The 21,992-nt window shown below is 63.8% G+C and carries 22 protein-coding genes; 18 read left to right on the top strand and 4 right to left on the bottom strand.

The annotated features are described in order from the left end of the window. Window positions 1-299 precede the first annotated feature (299 nt). The 13 genes from ASR47_RS12095 to ASR47_RS12035 all read left to right on the top strand — a co-directional run bounded on the left by ASR47_RS12095 (window position 300) and on the right by ASR47_RS12035 (window position 12,653). Entirely contained in the window at window positions 300-1,310 is a 1,011-nt protein-coding gene (locus ASR47_RS12095) for a zinc-binding alcohol dehydrogenase family protein (RefSeq protein ID WP_065308164.1), read from the top strand. Between the two features lies 1 nt (window position 1,311). Further along, window positions 1,312-2,460: a mannitol dehydrogenase family protein gene (locus tag ASR47_RS12090; RefSeq protein WP_065308034.1), complete on the top strand. Its 1,149-nt coding sequence runs from the start codon at window positions 1,312-1,314 to the stop codon at window positions 2,458-2,460. A 93-nt stretch (window positions 2,461-2,553) separates the two neighbouring features. After that, window positions 2,554-3,465, top strand: a complete 912-nt coding sequence (locus tag ASR47_RS12085; RefSeq protein ID WP_065308033.1) for a GntR family transcriptional regulator — start codon at window positions 2,554-2,556, stop codon at window positions 3,463-3,465. 28 nt (window positions 3,466-3,493) lie between these two features. After that, a complete protein-coding gene (locus ASR47_RS12080; RefSeq protein WP_065308032.1) occupies window positions 3,494-3,841 on the top strand; it encodes a UxaA family hydrolase in 348 nt (115 codons plus the stop codon). Next, the gene (locus tag ASR47_RS12075; RefSeq protein ID WP_065308031.1) at window positions 3,838-5,067 is read left to right on the top strand and encodes a UxaA family hydrolase; all 1,230 of its coding nucleotides are present in this window, start codon (window positions 3,838-3,840) and stop codon (window positions 5,065-5,067) included. The genes ASR47_RS12080 and ASR47_RS12075 overlap by 4 nt, the downstream gene beginning before the upstream one ends. Window positions 5,068-5,077: 10 nt before the next feature. After that, entirely contained in the window at window positions 5,078-6,094 is a 1,017-nt protein-coding gene (locus tag ASR47_RS12070; RefSeq protein ID WP_065308030.1) for an aldo/keto reductase, read from the top strand. Further along, a complete protein-coding gene (locus tag ASR47_RS12065; protein WP_217270558.1) occupies window positions 6,091-6,921 on the top strand; it encodes an amidohydrolase family protein in 831 nt (276 codons plus the stop codon). Before ASR47_RS12070 ends, ASR47_RS12065 begins: the two co-directional genes overlap by 4 nt. Before the next feature lie 121 nt (window positions 6,922-7,042). Continuing rightward, the gene (locus ASR47_RS12060) at window positions 7,043-7,372 is read left to right on the top strand and encodes an L-rhamnose mutarotase (protein WP_065308029.1); all 330 of its coding nucleotides are present in this window, start codon (window positions 7,043-7,045) and stop codon (window positions 7,370-7,372) included. A gap of 22 nt (window positions 7,373-7,394) precedes the next feature. Further along, window positions 7,395-8,150: an SDR family oxidoreductase gene (locus ASR47_RS12055; RefSeq protein WP_065308028.1), complete on the top strand. Its 756-nt coding sequence runs from the start codon at window positions 7,395-7,397 to the stop codon at window positions 8,148-8,150. Between the two features lie 21 nt (window positions 8,151-8,171). After that, the gene (locus ASR47_RS12050) at window positions 8,172-9,038 is read left to right on the top strand and encodes a fumarylacetoacetate hydrolase family protein (RefSeq protein WP_065308027.1); all 867 of its coding nucleotides are present in this window, start codon (window positions 8,172-8,174) and stop codon (window positions 9,036-9,038) included. A gap of 83 nt (window positions 9,039-9,121) precedes the next feature. Next, window positions 9,122-10,633 (top strand): sugar ABC transporter ATP-binding protein, encoded by a 1,512-nt coding sequence (locus ASR47_RS12045; protein ID WP_065308026.1) that lies wholly within the window; start codon window positions 9,122-9,124, stop codon window positions 10,631-10,633. A 20-nt stretch (window positions 10,634-10,653) separates the two neighbouring features. Beyond that, the gene (locus tag ASR47_RS12040; protein ID WP_065308025.1) at window positions 10,654-11,628 is read left to right on the top strand and encodes an ABC transporter permease; all 975 of its coding nucleotides are present in this window, start codon (window positions 10,654-10,656) and stop codon (window positions 11,626-11,628) included. A 71-nt stretch (window positions 11,629-11,699) separates the two neighbouring features. Then, window positions 11,700-12,653, top strand: a complete 954-nt coding sequence (locus ASR47_RS12035) for an ABC transporter substrate-binding protein (RefSeq protein WP_065308024.1) — start codon at window positions 11,700-11,702, stop codon at window positions 12,651-12,653. 11 nt (window positions 12,654-12,664) lie between these two features. On the opposite strand, the gene ASR47_RS12030 is transcribed toward ASR47_RS12035, so the two are convergent. Next, complete coding sequence (locus ASR47_RS12030; RefSeq protein WP_065308023.1) at window positions 12,665-13,567, bottom strand: LysR family transcriptional regulator; 903 nt, start codon at window positions 13,565-13,567, stop codon at window positions 12,665-12,667. A gap of 92 nt (window positions 13,568-13,659) precedes the next feature. Between ASR47_RS12030 and ASR47_RS12025 the strand changes: the two genes are divergently transcribed. Beyond that, window positions 13,660-14,727 carry an SDR family oxidoreductase gene (locus tag ASR47_RS12025; RefSeq protein ID WP_065308022.1) on the top strand — a complete coding sequence of 356 codons (1,068 nt, stop codon included), beginning with the start codon at window positions 13,660-13,662 and terminating at the stop codon, window positions 14,725-14,727. A 73-nt stretch (window positions 14,728-14,800) separates the two neighbouring features. Here the strand turns inward: ASR47_RS12025 and ASR47_RS12020 are convergent, their stop codons facing one another. Further along, window positions 14,801-15,766: an SMP-30/gluconolactonase/LRE family protein gene (locus ASR47_RS12020; RefSeq protein WP_065308021.1), complete on the bottom strand. Its 966-nt coding sequence runs from the start codon at window positions 15,764-15,766 to the stop codon at window positions 14,801-14,803. A gap of 131 nt (window positions 15,767-15,897) precedes the next feature. On the opposite strand from ASR47_RS12020, the gene ASR47_RS12015 reads away from it, so the two are divergent. After that, entirely contained in the window at window positions 15,898-16,152 is a 255-nt protein-coding gene (locus tag ASR47_RS12015) for a hypothetical protein (RefSeq protein ID WP_065308020.1), read from the top strand. A gap of 6 nt (window positions 16,153-16,158) precedes the next feature. On the opposite strand, the gene ASR47_RS12010 is transcribed toward ASR47_RS12015, so the two are convergent. Continuing rightward, entirely contained in the window at window positions 16,159-17,517 is a 1,359-nt protein-coding gene (locus ASR47_RS12010; RefSeq protein WP_065308019.1) for a sensor histidine kinase, read from the bottom strand. Next, window positions 17,517-18,194: a response regulator gene (locus tag ASR47_RS12005; protein ID WP_065308018.1), complete on the bottom strand. Its 678-nt coding sequence runs from the start codon at window positions 18,192-18,194 to the stop codon at window positions 17,517-17,519. Before ASR47_RS12005 ends, ASR47_RS12010 begins: the two co-directional genes overlap by 1 nt. A gap of 129 nt (window positions 18,195-18,323) precedes the next feature. On the opposite strand from ASR47_RS12005, the gene ASR47_RS12000 reads away from it, so the two are divergent. The 3 genes from ASR47_RS12000 to ASR47_RS11990 all read left to right on the top strand — a co-directional run bounded on the left by ASR47_RS12000 (window position 18,324) and on the right by ASR47_RS11990 (window position 21,982). Next, a complete protein-coding gene (locus ASR47_RS12000) occupies window positions 18,324-20,468 on the top strand; it encodes a TonB-dependent receptor domain-containing protein (RefSeq protein ID WP_065308017.1) in 2,145 nt (714 codons plus the stop codon). Between the two features lie 237 nt (window positions 20,469-20,705). Continuing rightward, window positions 20,706-21,539 (top strand): hypothetical protein, encoded by an 834-nt coding sequence (locus ASR47_RS11995; protein ID WP_150127778.1) that lies wholly within the window; start codon window positions 20,706-20,708, stop codon window positions 21,537-21,539. A 2-nt stretch (window positions 21,540-21,541) separates the two neighbouring features. Next, window positions 21,542-21,982: an HD domain-containing protein gene (locus ASR47_RS11990; RefSeq protein ID WP_065308015.1), complete on the top strand. Its 441-nt coding sequence runs from the start codon at window positions 21,542-21,544 to the stop codon at window positions 21,980-21,982. The last annotated feature ends 10 nt before the right edge of the window (window positions 21,983-21,992 follow it).

Genomic DNA, 21,992 nt, shown 5'->3' with positions numbered 1-21,992 from the left:
CTGACCTTGCGTCAGGGTCAAGCGGGAATGTAGCAGATGGACCAAAAAAGAGTCTTGAAAGAATCCGTTGACCTTCATTTTTTTGTACGGTATATTTATAAAACCGAACAGCGACTGTAACAAGATAAACGCGTTCGGACACTATGGCAGCACGGAAAAATCGTTGTGCGGCGCAGCAAGAAGCGCCATTGGCAGGACTGGAAAGACAATCCGCACAGACGGATTTTTTTCACAGTCGGTTTGTACGTTAAATATAATATGCCACCGGCAACGACCGGCCGGCGAGAGAGACGACCATGATGAAAAGTATCGTTTGCGATACGCCGGGCAGCCTGCGCATGGAGCAGCGGCCCGTGCCTGTCCCCGCCGCCGGCGAAGTGCTGGTGCGCATACGCCGTATCGGCATCTGCGGCACCGACATGCATATCTTCCGCGGCACCCAGCCCTTCCTCAGCTATCCGCGCGTGATGGGCCATGAATTGTCGGGCCATATCCACAGCGCGCCGGCCGGCTCGCGCCTGGCCGCCGGCGACCAGGTGTATGTGATGCCGTATCTGTCCTGCGGCACCTGCGTGGCCTGCCGCCAGGGCAAGACCAACTGCTGCACCCGCATCGAAGTGCTGGGCGTGCACCGCGATGGCGGCATGACCGAATACCTGGCATTGCCCGAACGCTTTGTGTTCAAGACCGAAGGCATCTCGCTCGACGACGCGGCCATGATCGAATTTCTGGCCATCGGCGCGCATGCGGTGAAACGCGGCGCGGTCGATGCCGCCAAGCGGGTATTGGTGGTGGGCGCCGGCCCGATCGGCATGGCGGTGATGCTGTTCTCGTCCTTGAAAGGCGCCGAGGTGACGGTGCTCGATGGCCGCGCCGACCGCCTGCAGTTCTGCCGCGACGCGCTGGGCATCACGCGCACGGTGCAGCTGGGCGAGGACGACAAGGAGCAATTATCCAGCGCCACCGATGGCGAATTCTTCGACGTGGTGTTCGACGCCACCGGCAATATCGCCGCCATGGAACGCGGCCTCGATTTTGTCGCCCACGGCGGCAGCTATGTGCTGGTGTCCATCGTGCGCGACCGCCTGTCGTTTTCCGACCCCGAATTCCACAAGCGCGAAACCACCCTGCTGGGCAGCCGCAACGCCACCGTCGACGACTTCGAGGAAGTGGTGGCGGCCATGAAGGCGGGCAAGGTGCCGACCGCGCTGCTCAATACGCACCGCACCACGCTCGACGAATTTACCAATGTGCTGGACCACTGGATGCAGCCGTCGGCCGGCGTCATCAAGGCCATCGTCGAGGTCTGAGATGAGCGAGCTCAATCCCATTCTGCAATTTGGCACCAGCCGCTTCCTGCAGGCGCATGCCGACCTGTTTGTCAGCGAGGCGGCGCAAGCAGGCCAGGCGCTGGGCAATATCACCATCGTGCAAACGACCAACAGCGCCCAGGGCGCGGCGCGGGTGGCCGCGTTTCGCCAGAGCGGCGGCTATCCGGTACGCATCCGCGGCTGGCACGATGGCGCGCAAGTCGATGACGAGCGGCGCGTGCACGCCGTCACGCAAGCGTGGCAGACCGGCAGCGACTGGCCGCAGGTACGCGCCGCCGCCGTGGCCGCGCGCGTGATCCTGTCCAATACCGGCGACAGCGGCTATCAGCTGTTTGAAGCCGACCATGCCGGCCTGGTCGACGGCGACGTGGCGCCGCAGAGTTTTCCCGCCAAGCTGCTGGTGCTGCTGCGCGACCGCTTTCTGGCGGGCGCCGAAGCGGTCACGATTTACCCGTGCGAGCTGGTGGTTGACAACGGCACGGTGCTGCGCGCACTGATCGTCAATCTGGCGCGGCAGTGGCAACTCGACGCCGCCTTTATTACCTATCTGGAAACGGGCTGCGTGTGGATCAATTCCCTGGTCGACCGCATCGTCTCGGAGCCGATCGAACCAATCGGCGCGGTGGCCGAACCGTATGCGCTGTGGGCCATCGAAGCGCAAGCGGGCATGGTGCTGCCGTGCAGCCACCCGCAACTGGTGGTCACCGCCAGCCTGCGCGAATATGAGCAGCGCAAGCTGTTCTTGCTGAACCTGGGGCACACGTATCTGGCCCAGCTGTGGCTGGAACGCGGCAGCCCTGCCTCGATGACGGTGCGGCAGGCGATGCAGGACGGCGCCATGCTGGCCGCGCTCGAGTCGCTATGGCAGGACGAAGTGCTGCCCGTGTTTGCCGCCATGGGCGCGCGCGAAGGCGCTGCCGCCGCGGCCTACCTGGAACAGGTCAAGGAGCGCTTCAGCAACCCGTTCCTGGCGCACCGCCTGGCCGACATCGCGCAGAACCATGGCGAAAAAATCCGCCGCCGCATGGCGCCCGTGGTGGCGCTGGCGCGGCAGCTAGGCGCTGGCCTGGCCCAGCCGCAGCTGCGCGCCATGATCGCGCCGGAACTTCAGCAAGGAGCACAACAATGACGACCCCGTCCGCATGCCGACTTGATACGATATCGACTAAAATGGCCCACTTTTCCACTTTTCCTGTCGCCGACATAGCGAGCACCCCCATCCATGTCAAAACCGGCCACCGTCTTCAAGCGCAGTACCAATCTGCTGTTGCAATTTCTCGCAGAGAATGTCGCAGTGGGCGAAATGCTGCCGACGGAGCAGTTCCTGACCACCATCTGCCAGGGCAGCCGCACGGCGATCCGCAGCGCGATCGCGTATCTGTCGACGCGCCGGCTGATCAGCAGCCCGGCCGAGCGGCGTTTGCTGCGGAAACCGATACCGGGCGACTACTTCGATATCGCCGAGCTGCAGTCGGGCGCGGAGCGCATCCAGCAGGTGCTGATGGAACGCGTGTACCAGCGCGACATGCCGCCGGGCGCCGAGTTTTCGGAAGCCGAGCTGGCGCGCGAGGCGGGCGCCAGTACCGTCAGCGTGCGCGAATTTCTGATCGGTTTTTCGCGCTTCGGCCTGATCGAAAAGAAGCCGCGCGGCGGCTGGCGTTTGTGCGCGTTCGACCGCTCGTTCGCCACCGAGCTGGCGGACATGCGGCGCATGTTCGAGATGGCGGCCGTGGAGCACTTTGCGCATCTGCCGCACGGCGATCCGGCGTATGCGGAACTGGCGCGGCTGATCAAACAGCACGAGAAGCTGGCGGCCAAGATCGATACGCGCCACAATGCCTTTCCGGCGCTGGACCGCGAATTCCACACCTTTCTGATCGGCCTGCTCAACAACCGCTTCGCGCAGGGCTTCTACGATATCGTCTCGTTCGTGTTTCACTATCACTACCAGTGGGACAAGGGCGAGGAAAAGGGCCGCAACAAGTATGCGGTGCAGGAGCACCTGGCGATTTTGCGGGCGCTGGCCGAGCACGACATACCGAAGGCGCTCGACTGCATGAAGTCGCACTTGAATTCCTCGCGCAGCACCATGCTGGCGTCGATCGGCACGCGCGAAAAACTGACGCAGTCGTAAGCGCCGTTGTTGCCGGGGAGGGCGCGCAATGAGCCACGCCACTCCCCTCGCCACTCCCGTCTCCAGCCTGCTGCTGATGTCGCCCGAAGACAATTGCATGATCGCCCGCACCGCGCTGGCCAGCGGCGACATCGTCACCATCGATGGCGTGAATATCACGCTGACGCAGAACATCCTGATCGGCCACAAGGTGGCGCGCCGCGCACTGGCCGTCGGCGACAAGGTGCTGCGCTATGGCGCCCTGATCGGCAGCATCACGGCCCCCGTCGCCATCGGCGAGCATATCCATACGCACAACCTGGCAAGCGACTACATCCCCACGTTTACCCTGGGCCAGGACGGCCACCATTTCCTGGACAAGGACGCCAAACAATGAACGCTCCAACGACAACGCCCGCTCCGGTCCTCTCGGGCTACCTGCGCGCCGATGGCCGCAAGGGCATCCGCAATATCGTGGTGGTGGCCTATATGGTCGAATGCGCCCATCACGTGGCGCGCCTGATGGTCAACGCCTTTCCCGGCCAGCCGGTGCACCTGATCGGCTTTACGGGCTGCTTCCCCAACGAATACGCGGACCAGGTGATGCGCCGCCTGCTGACGCACCCGAACGTGGGCGCGGTGCTGCTGGTGTCGCTCGGTTGCGAAGGCTTCAACAAATATGGCTTGTCGAGCGCGGTGGCCGACAGCGACCGTCCCGTGCACACGATCACCATCCAGGAAAACAGTGGCACCCGCCCCAGCGTGAGCAGTGGCGTCGAGTGGATCAGCTGGGCGCTGGAGCACCTGGCCCAGCAAACCCGCGTGCCGATGGGACTGGACGAACTGGTGGTGGCCACCATCTGCGGCGGCTCCGACAGCACCAGCGGCATCAGCGCCAACCCGGCCGTCGGCGTGGCATTCGACACCCTGATCGCCGCCGGCAGCCCCTGCATTTTTGAAGAGACGGGCGAACTGGTGGGCTGCGAATACCATATGCAGCGCCGCGCCGTGAGCCCGGAACTGGGCAACGCCATCGTCGAAACGGTCGCCAAGGCCGCGCGCTACTACACCATCATGGGCCACGGCAGCTTCTCGCCGGGCAACGCCGATGGCGGCCTGACCACGCAGGAAGAAAAGTCCCTGGGCGCCTACGCCAAGAGCGGCTCGTCGCCGATCGTCGGCATCTTGAAGCCGGGCGACCAGCCGGCCGGCGGCGGCCTGTACCTGCTTGACGTGGTGCCCGATGGCGAGCCGCGCTTCGGCTTTCCGAACGTGTCGGACAACGCCGAAATTGTCGAACTGATTTCCTGCGGCGCCCATATCACCTTGTTTACCACCGGCCGCGGCTCGGTGGTCGGCTCGGCCATTTCGCCGGTGATCAAGGTCTGCGCCAATCCGCAAACTTTTGAACGCCTGTCCGACGACATGGATGTCAACGCCGGCAAGATCCTCACCGGCGAAGCGAGCCTGGAAGAGGTGGGCGCCGAAATCGTCACCGCCGTGCTGGACGTGGCCAACGGCGCCCTGAGCCGCTCGGAAGACCTGGGCCACCAGGAATTCGTGCTGACCTATAAACAATTCGACGCGGTGGGGCCAGGCTGTTTCCCGCTGCGCGCCGCCTGAGGCCTGAGTCATGGATGTCACTCAACGCTTGACGCTGCCACGTGGCGGCCTGTCGCTGCCCTGCATCGGCATGGGTTGCGCCCCGCTCGGCGGCCTGTACCAGCCGGTCAGCGAAGCGCAGGCACGCGCCACCCTTGATGGCGCCTGGGACGCCGGCGTGCGCTTTTTCGACACGGCGCCCTTTTACGGCTACACCCAGTCCGAACACCGCCTGGGCGCGGCCCTGCGCCAGCGGCCACGCAAGGAGTTTGTGATCAGCACCAAGGTCGGACGGCTGATGCGCCCTGACGCTTCCGTGCGCGCCGGTGACGACGGTTTTTGTTCACCGCTGCCGTTCCGTCCGCATTACGACTATACCTACGATGGCGTGCTGCGCTCGCACGACGACAGCCTGCAGCGCCTGGGGCTCGAATGCATCGACATCCTGTTCGTGCACGATATCGGCCGTGTCACGCATGGCGAAATGGACCAGCAGTACTGGCGCCAACTGACGGATGGCGGCGGCTTTCGCGCGCTGGACGAGCTGCGCGCATCGGGCCAGGTCAAGGCCGTGGGCCTGGGCGTCAATGAATGCGAAATCGTGCTGCGCGCGATGGCCGAATTCGACCTCGACTGCACCTTGCTGGCCGGCCGCTACACCTTGCTGGAGCAGGCGTCGCTGTCGCCGCTGCTCGATCTGTGCGCGGTACGCGGCAACGCCGTCGTGATCGGCGGCCCGTTCAACTCGGGCGTCCTGGCCGGCAATGGCAAATTCAATTACGCCGATGCGCCGACCGAGATCCTTGAACGCGTGGCGCGGCTGGACGCCATCTGCCGCGAATTCAAAGTGCCTTTGCAGGCGGCCGCACTGCAGTTTCCACTGGCCCATCCGGCCGTCGCATCGTGCATCCCTGGCGGCCAGGATCTGGCGCAGCTCAAGCAAAACCTCGATTGGTTCGCCACAATGATACCGAACGCCCTGTGGACGGCCTTGCAAGGCGCAGGCCTGATCGACGCGCGTGCGCCGGTGCCAAAGGGAGCGGCATGATGCGCATCGACGCCCACCAGCATTTCTGGCAACTGGCCGCGCGCGCCGGTGGCTGGCCGCCGCCTTCCCTGGCCGCTATCTACCGCGATTTTGCGCCAGCGGATATGGCGCCGCTGCTGGCCGAACATGGCGTGCAAGGAACCGTGCTGGTGCAGTCCCTGCCGTCGGAAGACGATACCCACTGGCTGCTGGCGCTGGCCGAGCGCGCCGATTTTATCCGCGCCGTGGTGGGCTGGACCGATCTGCTGGCGCCCGACGCGCCGGCGGCGATCGCCCGCCTGGCATCGAACACGAAGCTCAAAGGCCTGCGGCCGATGCTGCAGGATATCAGCGACGATCAGTGGATCGCCAATCCGGCGCTGGCGCCGGCCTTGAACGCCATGGTGGAACACAGTTTACGCCTGGACGCGCTGGTGCTGCCGCGCCATCTGCCGGCGCTGCTGCAATGCGCACGTGCGTACCCACGACTTGCCATCGTGATTGACCATGCGGCCAAGCCTCCGATTGCCGACGCTCGATTTGGCCGCTGGCGCGAGGATATGGCGCAGCTGGCCGCGCTGCCGAATGTGCACTGCAAGCTGTCCGGACTGGTGACGGAAGCCAAACCCGATTGGAACACCGGCGACCTGCAGCCCTACGTGGCGCACGTACTGCAAGTATTCGGCGCCCAGCGCGTGATCTGGGGCAGCGACTGGCCGGTGGTGGACCTGGCCGGCGGCTACGGCGCCTGGCTGGCGGCCAGCGAAACCTTGCTGGCGCACCTGGGCCAGCAGGACCGGAACGATATTTTCGGTCTCAATGCTTGCCGGTTTTATGGTTTTGATTAAACGTCGCTGGTGTTTGCCGGCTTACGCCGTGCCGGCTAAGCCGACCTACGAAGCACTGCGACGTTATTGTAGGTTGGCTTAGCCGGCCCTGGCCGGCGTAAGCCAACAAAGAGGAGCAGAAATGCAAAGAATGGGCATGGTCATCGGCATTGCGCCGGACCGCATCGCTGAATATAAAACGCTGCACGCGGCCGTCTGGCCGCAGGTGCTGGAGCGGCTGGCGCAAGCGCACGTCAGGAACTATTCGATCTTCCTGCGCGAGCCGGAAAACCTGCTGTTCGGTTACTGGGAATACCACGGCGACGATTTTGCGGCGGACATGGCCGCCATCGCCGACGACCCCGAAACGCGGCGCTGGTGGACCTTCTGCGCACCATGCCAGGAACCGCTGGCCTCGCGCGCCGAGGGGGAACACTGGGCGATGATGGAACACGTATTTCATATGGCATAAGCCAAAAAAACAGGAGACAAGCATGACCGCCAGACTACAAGGCAAAACCGCACTACTGACCGCCGCCGGCCAGGGCATCGGCCGCGCCACCGCCGAAGCATTCGTGCGCGAAGGCGCGACCGTGATCGCCACCGATATCAACCAGGCCCAGCTCGACGCCTTGAAAGAAGCGACCGGCTGCACCGTGCGCCTGCTCGACGTGACCGATGGCGCGGCCATCACCGCGCTGGTGAACGAGATCGGCCCGGTCGATATCCTGTTCAACTGCGCGGGGTTTGTCGACGGCGGCACCATCCTTGACTGCGACGACGCGGCCTGGGACCGCTCTTTTGACATCAACGCCCGCTCCATGTATCGCCTGATGCGCGCCGTCCTGCCCGGCATGCTGGAAAAAGGCGCCGGCTCCATCGTCAATATGTCGTCGGTGGCGTCGAGCGTGAAGGGCGCGCCGAACCGCTTTATCTACGGCACCTCGAAAGCGGCCGTGGTGGGCATGACCAAGTCGGTGGCGGCGGACTTTGTCACGCGCGGCATCCGCTGCAATGCGATCTGCCCCGGCACCATCGAGTCGCCCTCGCTCAAGGATCGGATCGCCGCCCAGGCCGAAGCGACGGGCGTCAGCGTGGAAACCGTACAAGCCGCCTTTGTCGCGCGCCAGCCGATGGGCCGGGTCGGCAAGGCCGATGAAATCGCCGCGCTGGCCGTCTACCTGGCTTCCGACGAATCTGCCTTCACCACTGGAATGACGCACGTCATCGATGGCGGTTGGTCAAATTAATCACTACAAAGAAAGACAACAATGAAACTGATGCGTTATGGCGCCAAGGGCGCTGAAAAACCTGCACTGATCGATTCCAACGGCGCCGTGCGGGACCTGTCCGGCGTGCTGCTTGACATTACCGGCGCCACGCTGAGCCGCGATGGACTGGCGACGTTGGCTGCGCTCGATATAGCCAGCCTGCCAGTGGTGGCCAACCCGGGCCGCATCGCGCCGCCATGGCAAGGCGTGGGCAAGTTTTTGTGCGTGGGCCTGAACTATGCCGACCATGCGGCCGAATCGGGCATGGCCGTGCCGGCCGAACCGGTGCTGTTCATGAAGGCCACCAGCGCCGTGATCGGCGCCAACGACGCGGTGGTGATGCCGCAGGACTCGAAAAAGAGCGACTGGGAAGTGGAGCTGGGCGTGGTGATCGGCACCACCGCGCGCTATGTGTCGCAAGCCGATGCGCTGTCGCACGTGGCCGGCTACTGCGTGGTGAACGACTTGTCCGAGCGCGAGTATCAACTGGAGCGCGGCGGCCAGTGGGACAAGGGCAAGGGCTGCGACACCTTCGGCCCGATCGGACCGTGGCTGGTGACGGCCGACGAAGTGGCGGACCCGCAAAACCTGGGCCTGTGGCTGGAAGTGAACGGCAAGCGCGTCCAGGACGGCAATACCAGAACCATGGTGTTCGGCGTGGCCAGCCTGGTCAGCTATATCAGCCGCTTCATGACCCTGTACCCGGGCGACATCATCAGCACCGGCACGCCGCCTGGCGTGGGCATGGGCCAGAAGCCATCGGCCGTGTACCTGAAACCGGGCGATACCATGCGCCTCGGGATCACCGGCCTCGGTGAGCAGGCCCAGACCGTGCATGCATGGAATCCGGAACTGATCGACGGCTAACAGGCAAGGCAGGACCGGCGCGGGAACACGATGCACAGACATCGGCGCGCCGTTAAATCGCAGTGGAGTGGAGGAGACACACCATGAATCAATCCGACGAGATACTGGCGCTCAATAGCGTGAGCAAACGCTTTCCCGGCGTGCTGGCGCTCGACAATGTCAGCTTCAGCCTGCGCCGCGGCGAAGCGCATGCGCTGTGCGGCGAAAATGGCGCCGGCAAGTCCACCCTCATGAAGGTGATGAGCGGCGTGTACCAGGCCGACGAGGGGGAACTGGTCTACAAGGGCAAGGTGTGCAGCTTTGGCAGCAGCGTCGACGCGGAAGCGGCCGGCATCGCCATCATCCACCAGGAACTCAATCTGATCCCGCACCTGAGCGTGGCGGAAAATATTTTCCTGGCGCGTGAACCGGTGCGCGGCTTTTTCATCGACCGCAAGAAGATGCGTGCCGACGCGCAGGCCCTGCTGGACCGGCTCAAGCTGCGCATCGATCCGCGCCAACTGGTCAAGAACCTGTCCTGCGCCCAGCAGCAGATGGTGGAAATCGCCAAGGCCCTGTCGCTCAATACCGAAGTGCTGATCATGGACGAGCCCACGTCGTCACTGACGGAAAGCGAAACGGGCCAGCTGTTCGCGATCATCAATGAACTGAAACGCAATGGCGTGAGCGTGGTGTATATCTCGCACCGGCTGGAAGAAATGCAGCACATTATCGACCGGGTGACGGTGCTGCGCGACGGCAAATTTGTCAGCACCGACGATTTCCACGCCATCAGCCTCGACGCCATCGTGGCAAAAATGGTGGGCCGCACGCTGGACGAAAAATTTCCCGAGCGCTATTCAAAACCGACCGATGACGTGCTGCTGCGCGTGACCGATTTGTGCCGCAAGGACGTGTTCGGCCCGCTCAGCTTTGACCTGAAACGCGGCGAAATCCTCGGCTTTTCCGGCCTGATGGGGGCAGGGCGCACGGAAGTGGCGCGCGCCATTTTCGGCGCCGATCCGCTCACCAGCGGCGCCATCCACCTGGGCGACACGGAAGTGGTGATCGATTCGCCCATCGACGCCATCGACCACGGCATCGCCTACCTGTCCGAAGACCGCAAGAGCCATGGCCTGGCGATCCGCATGTCGGTGGCGGCCAACCTGACGCTCACCAATGTGTCGGCGCTGTCCAACCGTTTCGGCTTTATCGACTTTGCGAAAGAAGAGGCGGTGGCCAAGCAGTACATCGCCGCGCTGGGCATCAAGACGCCGACCTCGAAGCAGATCGCCCGCAATCTGTCGGGCGGCAACCAGCAGAAGATCGTCATCAGCAAGTGGTTGTACCGCGAATCGAAAATCATCTTCTTCGACGAGCCCACGCGCGGCATCGACGTGGGTGCCAAGTTCGCCATTTATCAACTGCTCGACAAGCTGGCTTCGGAGGGCATCGGCGTGGTGCTGATCACCTCCGAGCTGCCCGAGATCATGGGCATGACGGACCGGGTGGCCGTGTTCCACGAAGGGCGCATCAGCGGCATCGTCAACACGCGCGAGTCGTCGCAGGAGGAAATCATGCATCTCGCATCGGGCCGCCAGGCAGCAATGCATTAACATCAGAAAGCCACAAGAAAATGAATAAAGAACTGATCCAAAAATTTGCCGCGCTGGGCAGTCTGTCCCTGCTGCTGCTGGTGTTTTCGCTGACCAGCGACGCGTTTTTCTCGGTCAGCAATGGCATGAGCGTGGCGCTGCAGGTGACGTCGATTGCCTATCTGGGCATCGCCGCCACCTGCGTCATCATCACCGGCGGCATCGACCTCAGTTCCGGCTCGGTGCTGGCGCTGGCCGGCGTGGCCGCCGCCATGCTGGTCAAGAGCGGTATTCCGGTGCCGGTCGCCATGTTGGGCGGCATCGTGGTGGGCGCCATGTGCGGCGCCGTCAACGGTTTCTGCATCACGCAACTCAAACTGCCGCCCTTTATCGCCACCCTGGGCATGATGCTGATCGCCCGCGGCCTGGCCTTGCAGGTGACCGGTGCGCGCGCCATTTCGGGCCTGGGCGAATCGTTCGGCGAACTCGGTAACGGCGTGCTGTGGCGCATCGAGCGCGACACGGGCGGCACTTTCCCCGAAGTGGTCTTCCCCGGCATTCCGTATCCGGTGGTGCTGATGGTGGTGATCGCCGTGGCCGTGTCCGTCATGCTCAGCCGCACCACCTTTGGCCGCCATATCTATGCCGTCGGCTCGAACGCCGAAGCGGCGCGCCTGTCTGGGGTAAAAGTGGGCCGCGTCACGCTGCTGGTGTACACCTTGTCCGGCGCCCTGTCGGGCCTGACCGGCTGCGTGCTGATGTCGCGCCTGGTGACGGCGCAGCCGAACGAAGGCGTGATGTATGAACTCGATGCGATCGCCAGCGCCGTGATCGGCGGCGCTTCCCTGATCGGCGGCATCGGCACCATTTCGGGCACCGTCATCGGTTCGTTCGTGATCGGCATTCTGCGCAATGGCCTGAACATGAACGGCGTATCGAGTTTTATCCAGCAAATCATTATCGGACTGGTCATTCTGCTGACCGTCTGGATCGATCAGAAGCGCAACCGCGCCTGAAGCAGCACTGTTAGTGAGTTAGTGAGACCTGAAGTCATATCCATTAAATCTATAATTAAACGAGGACGACAATGAAAACCTTCAACACCATCTTGCTCGGCTTGACGACCGCAGCATTTGCACTGAGCACCAGCGCCGCAGTCGCCGCGCCCAAAGAGATCGCCGTGATCGTCAAGACGACCAACTCGAACTACTGGCAGAACGTGAAAAAGGGCGCCACTGCCAGCGCTGCCGAGGCCAAGGGGTACAACATGACGTTCCAGGGACCGGCTTCGGAGTCGGCCATTGCCGACCAGGTCAGCATGGTGGAAAACGCCGTCACCCGCAAGGTGGCGGGCATCGTGCTGGCCGCCTCGGACCCGGATGCATTGGTGCCGGCCCTGAAAAAAGCCTGGGAAGCGAAGATCCCCGTGGTGCTGATCGATTCCCTGGTGGCCGACAGCGGCAAGCGCTATTACCAGTCCTTCCTGTCGACCGACAATGAAGCGGCCGGCGAAGCCAGCGCCAAGGCCTTGATTTCGCAAGTCGGCAAGACCGGCAAGATCGCCGTGATGTCGTATGTGGCCGGCGCCGGTTCCGAGACGGGCCGCGTGGGCGGCTTCAAGCGCTATATCGAAAAGAACTCGCAGCTGCAGATCGTCGGCACCTATTACTCGCAGTCGCAGATGGCCACCGCCCTGAACCAGACCACCGACGTGCTGGCCTCGAACCCTGACCTGAAAGGCATCTTCGGCGCCAACGAGCCGACGGCCGTCGGCATGGGCCGCGCGCTTGCGCAGGCAGGCAAGGCCGGCAAGGTGATCGGCGTCGGCTTTGACGGCAATGAAGACCTGAAAAACTTCGTCAAGGACGGCACCCTGTACGCGACCGCCGTGCAGGGCTCCTACTCGATGGGCGCGCTGGGCGTGAAAACCATCGTCAGCCTGATCGAAGGCAAGAAGGTCGCGCCTTTCGTCAACACCGGCGTGGTGATCGTTACCAAGGCCAATGTCGACCTGCCGGAAGCGAAGAACGTGCTGTATTAATTGTTGACGAATTAATCGCCAATCGACAGGCGCTGCTTCAGTTCCTGCAGCAGCGTCCCCGTCTTGGTGGTCAGCTGGCGCGCCAGCGGCCACGCCAGGTACAGCGGCAAGCCTGGCGTGGCGTAGTCTGGCAGCACTTCCACGATGGCGCCGGCCGCCAGGTGCTCCCGTACCAGCCACGTCGCCTGCTGCGCGATACCGAGGCCGGCCAGCACGGCGGCCGTCTGCGCTTCGGCGTCACCCACGATCAAGCGCGGCGTCACCACGCGCCGCTCCACTCCTACATCATGTTCAAACAGCCACGGCGAGGCCGTGCCATCGCCACGGCCATAGGCGATGCAATCGTGCCGTTCCAGTTCCTCGATCGCGGCAGGCGTGCCGCGCCGCGCCAGGTAGGCGGGCGCCGCGCAAAAGATCAAACGTTCTTCACCGAGATGCAGTTGTCCCAGCGTGGCCGGCCACTGGCCCGGCGCGCCGATGCGCACGGCGATATCGATGCGCTCTTCGAACAGGTCGACAAAGCGGTCGCTGAAGGCGATCGATGGCTGCAGCCGCGGATATTTTTCGCACAAGGCGATCAGCGCCGGCATCACGCGCATGCGCCCGTAGGACGCCGGCACGCCGATGCGCACCGCGCCCGCCAGTTCGCCTTCCTGCTCGGCCAGCACGTTTTCCGCGTCGGCGAGTTCCTGCAGCACGCGCTTGCAGGTGGCGTAATAGGCCTGGCCGGCGCTGCTCAGTTTCAAGCGCCGCGTGCTGCGCTCGAACAGCAGCACCCCCAGGCGCTGTTCCAGGCGCGCCACGCTCTTGCTGACGGCGGAACTGGTCAGGTGCAGCCGTTCGGCCGCCCTGGTAAAGCTGCCGGCGTCGGCGGTGGCGAGAAAAGGGGCGATGCCTTTCAGATGGTCGGACATGATGAGCGAATTTTTTTCATGAATAAGCTGAAATAGTATCGCGGATAAGAATTCATGTCCGTTATATGATGGTTGTTTATTCTGGAGGGCTTATGAACAGGCACGCATTGATTATCGGCGCCAGCGGCGTTATCGGCAGCAACCTGGCCACCCACTTGCTGGCGCAGGGCTGGAAAGTGACAGGCGTGTCGCGCGGACGCACCCCCGTGCCGGCCGGCTGCACCGCGTTGCAGCTGGACGCCACCGATGGCGCGGCCGTGGCTGCGGCACTGGCCAATATCGACGCCAGCCATGTGTTCTTCACGGCCTGGGCGCGCCAGCAAACTGAAAAAGAAAATATCCGCGTCAACGGCGCCATGGTCGCCAATGTACTGGCCGCCCTTGGGCCGAATGGGAACCTGCGCCACGCGGCGCTGGTGACGGGCCTGAAGCACTACCTGGGACCGTTCGACGCCTACGGCAAGGGCTCGGTGCCGGTCACGCCGTTCCGTGAAGAGCAGGGCCGCCAGGATGTCGAGAATTTCTATTACGAGCAGGAAGACCGCCTGTTCGAAGCGGCCGAAGAATACGGCTTCACTTGGAGCGTGCACCGTCCGCACACCATCATCGGCTATGCACTGGGCAACGCCATGAACATGGGCCTGACCCTGGCCGTCTACGCGACCCTGTGCAAGGCCAGCGGCCAGCCGTTCGTGTTTCCCGGTTCTTCCGCGCAGTGGAACGGCATTTCCGACATGACCGACGCCGGCCAGATCGCGCGCCAGCTGGCCTGGGCCGCCGACAGCCCGGCCGCGGCCAACCAGGACTTCAATATCGTCAATGGCGACGTGTTCCGCTGGAAGTGGCTGTGGCCGCGCCTGGCCGCCTACTTCGGCATTGAAGCGGCCGAGCTGCCCGATACCATCTCGCCGCTGGCCGGGCGCATGGACGGCGCGGCAGAACAGTGGCGCGCCATCGCGCAGCAGCACGGGCTGGTGGAAGCGGACGTGAGCCGCCTCGCGTCATGGTGGCATACCGACGCCGACCTTGGCCGGCCGATGGAAGTGATGACCGACATGGGCAAGAGCCGCAAGGCGGGTTTTCTCGATTACCAGGATACGCCGGAGGCTTTTTTCACCTTGTTTGACCGGTTGAAGGAAGAGCGGGTGATTCCGTCTTAAAAGGGCGCAGACAGGTCGCGTAGGTCGGATTAGCGCGTAGCGCGTAATCCTACCTGCGTCCACCCGGCCGGCGTTACTTTATCGCCGGCACTGCCAGCGGATACACCTTCCGCTCCTGCCCCCGCTGCCACTCCAGCCCCGGCCGGTCCACCCGGAACTGCAGCAGCCGGCCTTGCACCACTTCCGTCACATACGCCGTGCGTCCGTCCGGGCCGCCGAAGCTGATGTTGCTGGGCTTTGCGCCCGGCACGCTGATCTCGCGCAGCAGCTTGCCTTGCGGTGACAGCTTGACCACCGTACCCTTGCTGTAGCGCGTCACGTACAGGTTGCCGTCCACGTCGACCCGCATGCCGTCCATGCCGAAATCGTCGAAGCGCCGGAACAGTCGCTTGCCGCTCAAGGCCCCGTCGGCGCCGATATCGTAGGCCCAGATATTGCGCTGCACGCTTTCGTTCACATACAGGATCTTGCCATCGGGACTGACCTCGATGCCATTGGCCGTGCCCATGGTATCCAAGGCCAGCGTGACCGTGCCGTCGCGCGCGATGCGCCACACGCGGCCCGTGTTTTCCTTCCAGTTCGGATCGCTCGCATATAGCACGTCGTCCTGCGTGATGGCGATATCGTTGGGCTGCGTCATGCGCGCGTCGCGTGCATGAATGGCGATGGCGCGCGTGACCGGGTCCACCACGTAGATCGTGTGCTCGATATAGTCGGCCAGGTACATCTGGCCGCGGCTGCCGAAGCGGATGCCGTTGGCGATGCTGGCGCCGGGCAGGGTGAGGAACACCTCGCCTTGGCCATCGGGCGTGACCTTGCCGATGGTCTGCTGGCGCGCGAAATTGACGGCGTAGATATTGCCGTCACCATCGACGGCCGGGCCTTCGATGCCCTTGGTGAACGAGTGCGGCGCCGTCAGCGCGCTGGCCACGAACAAAGTCTCGGGCGCGGGCGGGCTGGCGCAGGCCGTGAGCGAGGCAAGCGGCAGGGCAAGAGCGAACGCCCGCAGCCAGGGCAGGGCATTAAATGAATAAGGCATGGGCGGTCCTGTGAGGCGAAGGTGGTCATGTTACCTGAGCGTGCACCGCAAGCGCCGCATTCAGGCGTATGATGGCATCGACAGTCACAGCTTTTTGTACGGTTTTTTTCCACTCACCACGAGGAGATATCATGGACAAACCCGAATTCATCCTGGCCGCCAAGGCCATGGAAACGCTGGAAATGTACCAGACCTTTTATGGCCATTCGCCCGAATACCAGGCGCACCAACAGGAAGTGTTGAAGCTGCTGCGGCACAAGGGCGCCTCCCTGCTGGTCACGGAACACGGTCCGGCCAAGTTCCTGCTGGCGTTTGCCGACGCGCTGGAAACGGCCGGCCTGCCCGGCGAATATGTGCCGCTGGCGCGGCGGCAGAATATCTCCTGAAGACCTTCAGGCTGGCGGGAACCTCACCGTCACCGCCAGTCCCCGATTTTCTTCTCCCGCAGCCAGCGTGATGCTGGCCTGATGGCTGTCGGCGATGCGCCGCACGATCGACAGTCCCAGTCCGCTGCCATGCATATGCGCGCCGGCCAGGCGCACGAAGCGCTCGAAGACGCGCTCGCGCATCGCTGCCGCAATGCCCGGCCCCGTATCCGTCACGCGCAGGTAAGACGCACCGTCGTGCTGGCCGCAGCTGATCGTGATGCGTCCCGGCGCCGGCGTATAGCGCATCGCGTTATCGGCCAGGTTACGCACCAGCATGCGCAGGCTGTCCGGCTCCAGCAGACACGGCGCCGGCCGCAGGTCGACCTTCAACGCGAGACCACGCTGCGCGCATTGTTCCTGCCATGACTCGACCTGTTCCGCCAGCAGGCCGGCCAGGTCGATTTGCCGCAAAACGGTGGCCGGTCCCGCTTGCGGGTCGAGCCGCGCCAGGGTTAGCAGCTGGTCGACCAGCCGGCTGGCGCGCTCCACGCTGATGCCCAAGCCGACGATAAATTCATCGCGTTCAAATGGGCTGCGCGCGCGCTGCAGCACCTGCAGATTGGTCTTGATGGCCGCCAGCGGCGTGCGCAGTTCGTGCGCGGCGTCGGCCGTAAAACGCTGCTCGTATTCCATCGTATGGCGCACCCGGCCGAACAGGCGGTTGATCGCCAGCAGCAAGGGGTGCACTTCGCTGGGCACGCCGTGCAGGCTGACGTCGCCCAGGTCGTTCGGCGTGCGCGCGGCCACTTCCAGGGCCGAATCGCGCAGCGCGCGAAACACGCGGTTGATGCTCCACCAGATGACCAACGTCGCCAGGGCCACCAGCAGCGCGCCGAACACGGCGATCTTGTAGAAGAAGCGGCTGCTGATGTCGTCGCGGTGGCTGGTCGGTTCAAGAACCAGCAGCTGCAGCTGGCGCGGCGCGTCCCACAGCACGAACAAGCGCCATTGCTGGCCGTCGATGGTAGTCCACGACAGGCCATCGGGCGCGCTGCGCGACAGCGAGGTGTTCAGGGCGCCGTCATTGCGGTACAGCACGTTTTGCTGCGCGTCGCGTACCTTGAAGCGCAGGTAGTGGTGCGGGTTCGGATAGCCGCGCAGCGGCAGGTCGATGGTGGCCTTGCCGCCCCGGTTGCGCAGGTCGTTCTCCACCAGCGACAGCAGCAGATGCCCGGTTTCCACCAGCGACTGGTCGAACAGTTCGGCGCTTTCCTGCTGCGCCTCCACGTAGATGATGGCCGCGCTGCTGCCCCACAGCAGGACGGTGAGCCCCAGCAGGCCCGCCAGCAGGGTGCGCCGCAGCGACCAGCTTGGTCTGGTCATCACGCGGCGATTGTCGCTGCGGGCTTGTCGCTGCAATAGCCGACCGCATGCACGGTGCGGATCAGGCCACGTCCCAGTTTCTTGCGCAGGTGATGGATATGCACCTGGATCGCATTGCTTTCCACTTCCTCGCCCCAGCTATAAAGATTTTTTTCCAGCTGTTCGCGGCTCAGGATACGCCCGCTTTGTTCCACCAGCATCTGCAGGATGCGAAATTCCTTCAGGGTCAGCGCCACGGGTGTGCCCGCCTGCGTCACTTGCCGTTCGGCGATATCGAGCACCAGGTCGCCATGGACCAGGTGTTCGCGCACGCGGCCAGCGGCGCGCCGGCAGGCGCTACGGATGCGTGCTGCCAGCTCGTCGAGGTCGAATGGCTTGGCGATAAAGTCGTCGGCGCCCGCATCCAGCCCGGCGATGCGTCCGGCCACATTGTCGCGCGCCGTGACGATCAAAATTGCGCCCTGGTAGCCGCGCGTGCGCAGCATGGACAGCGCCGCCATGCCGTCCTGGCCGGGCAGGCCCAGGTCGAGCAGGATGCAGCCGTAGTCATGCAGCCGCACCGCCGTGTGCGCCTGTTCGGCCGAGGTGACCCAGTCGACCGCGTGGCCGCCTTGTTCCAGGCCGATCTGGGTGGCGCGGCCCAGTTGCGGGTCGTCTTCTGTCAGCAATATGCGCATGGTGTTGGTGTTTTCACTACCTTGTGTCTTGGTTGCAACTAGTTAAGAAGCTCTTAAGAACTTCTTTGCACCATCAATTGTAAATGATTCCTATTCTTGAATTGAAAAAACCGTTACCCTGGAGATTGAATGTTTCATCGCACCCCCCGCCTGCCGCGCCGCACCATCCTTGCCCTGAGCCTGGCCGCGCTGTCCGGCACCGCCTTCGCCGAAGTGATCGCCGCCGACACCATGCCTGAAGTGGTGGTCTCGGCCGCCGGCTTCGAGCAGGACATCAAGCAGGCGCCTGCCTCGATCACCGTGCTGACGCGCGAAGAGCTGTCGCGCGAGCGCTTCGGCAATCTGACCCAGGCGCTCGAAAGCGTGGAAGGCATCGACGTCGGCGCGGCCGGCGACAAGACCGGCGGCATGAACATCAGCATCCGCGGCATGCCCAGCGACTACACCCTGATCCTGATTGACGGCCGGCGCCAGAACGCGGCCGGCAATGTCACGCCGAACGGCTTTGGCGGCACGCAGACGAGCTTCATGCCGCCCCTGGCGGCCATCGAGCGCATCGAGATCATCCGTGGCCCGATGTCGACCCTGTACGGTTCCGACGCCATGGGCGGCGTGATCAACATCATCACGCGCAAGGTGGGCAAGAAGTGGATCGGCTCGGTCGGCGCCGATTACACCGTGCAGCAGGAATCGTCGTTCGGCGACGTCAAGGCGGGCAAGTTTTACCTGAGCGGACCGCTTGTTGCCGATACCCTGGGCCTGTCGCTGCGCGGCAGCAAGCAGCGCCGTGACGCGGCCAATATCCACCAACCAACGCAGGCCGGCGCGGAAGAGCCCGCAAGAATGGGCGCCAACCCCGTGCGTTCGGACGTGGAAAACTTTGGCGGCCGCCTGGCGTTCACGCCCAACCGTTTTCATACCTTCACCCTGGACGCCGAAGCGGGCCGCCAGACCTATGACAACTCGAACAGCCAGCTGGGTACAAAGACAGTGCAGGGCGGCTACGGCCCCGAGCAGAAATACAACCGCGACCAGTGGACCCTGTCGCACACGGGCCGCCTCGGTTTCGGCACCCTGGACAGCAGCTATATGGTGAACAAGACGGAAACTCTGGGCCGCACCATACCGCCGGGCACACCTAGCGCCGCGGCCGGCAGCGCCCGCACCCTGGAAGTGGAAAGCCGTGTTTTCGACACCAAGCTGGTGCTGCCGTGGGGCAATCACATGTCGACCATCGGCGCGCAGTGGTGGAAGGCCGAGATGACCGACGGCGTGGCGCCGAAGATGTTTGAATTCACCCAAAAAGCCCTGTTCGCGGAAGACGAATGGCGCTTGCTGGAAAGTTTCGCGCTGACCCTGGGCGCGCGCTATGACGATCACAGCATCTTCGGCGGCCAGACCAGCCCGCGCGGCTACGCTGTCTGGAACGCTACGCCGAACTGGACCGTCAAGGGCGGCCTCAGCAAAGGCTACAAGACGCCGCGCGTCGAGCAACTGTCGCCCGGCATCAACGGCTTCGGCGGCCAGGGCACGATCCCGCTGGTCGGCAGCCCCGGCCTGAAACCGGAAACCAGCACCACCACCGAACTGGGCGCCTATTTTGATAACCTGGCCGGCTGGACCGCCAGCTTTTCCGTGTTCAATAACGAGTTCAAGGACAAGATCACCACCGGCACCGGCCTGGTCAACTGCAGCTACAGCCCATCGCCGAACCGCCCTGGCTGCGTGAACTTCGGCAACTGGCCCAGGGTCGACGCCTTCGGCCAGTCGATCAACGTCGATGAGGCCGTCACGCGCGGGGTGGAAATGAATACCCGCTTCCCGCTGGGCAAGACGGTGGCCGCCACCGCCAACTACACCTATACGGAAAGCGAGCAGAAGAGCGGCAGCAACGCCGGCCAGCCGCTGGGCGACACGCCCAAGCACGCCGTCAACGCGCGCCTGACCTGGGATATCACGCGTGAATGGAAGAGCTGGCTGCGCGCAGAATACCGCAGCGACCGCTTCCGCGACCCCGGCACCTCGGCCTCGACCCGCGCCGCCAAGGCCGCGCTGGGCGACTACAAGGGTTACACCATGCTGCACCTGGGCGCCAGCTATCAGGTGACGCCGAAAGTGACGCTGAATGCCGCCGTGTACAATCTGCTCAACAAGAACTTTATCGACTACCAGCCGTACCGCGCAACATCCGGGCCGGCACTGACCTACGCCAGCCGCTATGTGAACAATATGGATGGGCGCAGGCTGTGGTTGTCGGCGAATGTGGATTTTTGATGGTGTAGTACCTTTCCCCGTGTTGCGGGGAAGGGCGCTGCTTTTCCCGTCTCGGGGCCGCTCCGGTATGGCGCCAGGATCGTTCGCTGCGCCCCCGTCGATTTGAATGCGGCTCTCTCTTCGCTTGAAGCAGGGGACAGCATGTCCGGCTGCCCAGCCGTGCGCCGGACTCGTCCATGTACAATCAGCAACATGCGGATCGCTGTATCCGTCCCTTGATTGCGGAGCTTGCCTGCCTTGAAAAACACACTGCACACTTGGTCCCAGGCTTTCCGGGAAGCGTCTGCCTGCATCGGCCTCGGCTTGCGCGATACGCGCCATGCGGGACTATGGGGGCGCTCCGGTTTGCTATGCATGGCGGCGGTGCTGATTTGGCTGGGCCTGTATATCTATTTCGGCCAGTTCTTTCTTGAGCTGAGCGGCATGCTGGCGCTGGTGTCCGTCACCGGCCTCCTGGGCGTGGGCGTGCTCGATGGCGTGGGAACCTTGGCCAGCGGGCCGGCCACCATCTCGCAGATGGGCAATATCACCGGCGGCCTGGGCAGCCTGGTCAAATCGCTGCTGTCGATCGGCCAGATCGCGCTGGCCCTGCTGGCGCTGGCCACCTTTTTCTATGTGCTGGTGTTTATCGTCGGCGCCATCAGCACCGCCCGTTTGCCGCTGCGCTCGCTCCTGCTCGGGCGCGCCCGCGAGGTGGTGGCGCGCCGCTATCCGGGGTGGCAGCCGCCAGCGGACCTATCCGCTGTTGTTTCCAAGCCGTCGTGGGGCAAGCGCATCCTGCTGTTGTTGTCCTTGCTGATACCGCTGTGGGCCATGTTCGTGCTGATCGCGTGGCTGCTGGCCTGGAACGTGCGGCTGGTGTATGGCGCGGCGGCCGATGGCGTACTCGACGGCGAACAGCGGCAGGCGCTGAGCCGCCTGCAAGGCCCGGCCATCTTTGCCCTGGGGCTGATGCTGTGCCTGCTGATGCTGGTGCCGGTACTGAATTTATTATTGCCCGCCGTACTGTGCACCAGCGTCTGCCATCTGCAGCGCCGTGGCTGGCGCAAGGCTGTGCTCGTCAAGGAGTGAAAATGAATCTGGAGATCAGGCAGGGAACGCTGGAACGTGCGATCGAGATTGCCGCCAGGACGCATGCCGGCCAGCTCGACAAGGGTGGCGCGCCGTATATTTTGCACCCCTTGCGCGTGATGCTGCGCGTGGCGCCGGGGGCGCAGCAGATTGTGGCCGTGCTGCATGATGTGGTCGAGGATAGCGAGGTCACGTTTGAAGACCTGGAGCGGGAAGGGTTTTCGGCCGAGGTGGTCAAGGGCTTGCGCGCCGTGACCAAGATTGAAGGGGAATCGTACGAGGATTTCGTGGCGCGCGCGGCGCTCGATCCGGTGGGGAAGGCGGTCAAGCTGGCGGATCTGATGGAGAATAGTGATTTGTCGAGGATTGCGGAACCATCGCAGAAGGATCTGGAGCGGGTGGGGAAGTATCGCAGGGCGATTGTGTATTTGATGGCGAATTGAGCTGCTGTTG

The sequence above is a fragment of the Janthinobacterium psychrotolerans genome (genome assembly GCF_001677885.1).
Classification (GTDB): domain Bacteria; phylum Pseudomonadota; class Gammaproteobacteria; order Burkholderiales; family Burkholderiaceae_D; genus Janthinobacterium; species Janthinobacterium psychrotolerans.
The sequence above is the reverse complement of the archived record's forward strand: the minus strand, read 5'-3'. Positions and strand labels throughout refer to the sequence as shown.

What these genes read in the sequence shown, in the direction of transcription:
- ASR47_RS12075 (WP_065308031.1), top strand. Translation starts at nt 3,838, where the DNA reads ATGAACGCTCCAACGACAACGCCCGCTCCGGTCCTCTCGGGCTACCTG.
- ASR47_RS12010 (WP_065308019.1), bottom strand. Translation starts at nt 17,517, where the DNA reads ATGACCAGACCAAGCTGGTCGCTGCGGCGCACCCTGCTGGCGGGCCTG.
- ASR47_RS12080 (WP_065308032.1), top strand. Translation starts at nt 3,494, where the DNA reads ATGAGCCACGCCACTCCCCTCGCCACTCCCGTCTCCAGCCTGCTGCTG.
- ASR47_RS12065 (WP_217270558.1), top strand. Translation starts at nt 6,091, where the DNA reads ATGATGCGCATCGACGCCCACCAGCATTTCTGGCAACTGGCCGCGCGC.
- ASR47_RS12070 (WP_065308030.1), top strand. Translation starts at nt 5,078, where the DNA reads ATGGATGTCACTCAACGCTTGACGCTGCCACGTGGCGGCCTGTCGCTG.
- ASR47_RS12045 (WP_065308026.1), top strand. Translation starts at nt 9,122, where the DNA reads ATGAATCAATCCGACGAGATACTGGCGCTCAATAGCGTGAGCAAACGC.
- ASR47_RS12035 (WP_065308024.1), top strand. Translation starts at nt 11,700, where the DNA reads ATGAAAACCTTCAACACCATCTTGCTCGGCTTGACGACCGCAGCATTT.
- ASR47_RS12015 (WP_065308020.1), top strand. Translation starts at nt 15,898, where the DNA reads ATGGACAAACCCGAATTCATCCTGGCCGCCAAGGCCATGGAAACGCTG.
- ASR47_RS11990 (WP_065308015.1), top strand. Translation starts at nt 21,542, where the DNA reads ATGAATCTGGAGATCAGGCAGGGAACGCTGGAACGTGCGATCGAGATT.
- ASR47_RS12060 (WP_065308029.1), top strand. Translation starts at nt 7,043, where the DNA reads ATGCAAAGAATGGGCATGGTCATCGGCATTGCGCCGGACCGCATCGCT.
- ASR47_RS12020 (WP_065308021.1), bottom strand. Translation starts at nt 15,766, where the DNA reads ATGCCTTATTCATTTAATGCCCTGCCCTGGCTGCGGGCGTTCGCTCTT.
- ASR47_RS12055 (WP_065308028.1), top strand. Translation starts at nt 7,395, where the DNA reads ATGACCGCCAGACTACAAGGCAAAACCGCACTACTGACCGCCGCCGGC.
- ASR47_RS12000 (WP_065308017.1), top strand. Translation starts at nt 18,324, where the DNA reads ATGTTTCATCGCACCCCCCGCCTGCCGCGCCGCACCATCCTTGCCCTG.
- ASR47_RS12005 (WP_065308018.1), bottom strand. Translation starts at nt 18,194, where the DNA reads ATGCGCATATTGCTGACAGAAGACGACCCGCAACTGGGCCGCGCCACC.
- ASR47_RS12025 (WP_065308022.1), top strand. Translation starts at nt 13,660, where the DNA reads ATGAACAGGCACGCATTGATTATCGGCGCCAGCGGCGTTATCGGCAGC.
- ASR47_RS12095 (WP_065308164.1), top strand. Translation starts at nt 300, where the DNA reads ATGAAAAGTATCGTTTGCGATACGCCGGGCAGCCTGCGCATGGAGCAG.
- ASR47_RS12050 (WP_065308027.1), top strand. Translation starts at nt 8,172, where the DNA reads ATGAAACTGATGCGTTATGGCGCCAAGGGCGCTGAAAAACCTGCACTG.
- ASR47_RS12090 (WP_065308034.1), top strand. Translation starts at nt 1,312, where the DNA reads ATGAGCGAGCTCAATCCCATTCTGCAATTTGGCACCAGCCGCTTCCTG.
- ASR47_RS12030 (WP_065308023.1), bottom strand. Translation starts at nt 13,567, where the DNA reads ATGTCCGACCATCTGAAAGGCATCGCCCCTTTTCTCGCCACCGCCGAC.
- ASR47_RS12085 (WP_065308033.1), top strand. Translation starts at nt 2,554, where the DNA reads ATGTCAAAACCGGCCACCGTCTTCAAGCGCAGTACCAATCTGCTGTTG.
- ASR47_RS12040 (WP_065308025.1), top strand. Translation starts at nt 10,654, where the DNA reads ATGAATAAAGAACTGATCCAAAAATTTGCCGCGCTGGGCAGTCTGTCC.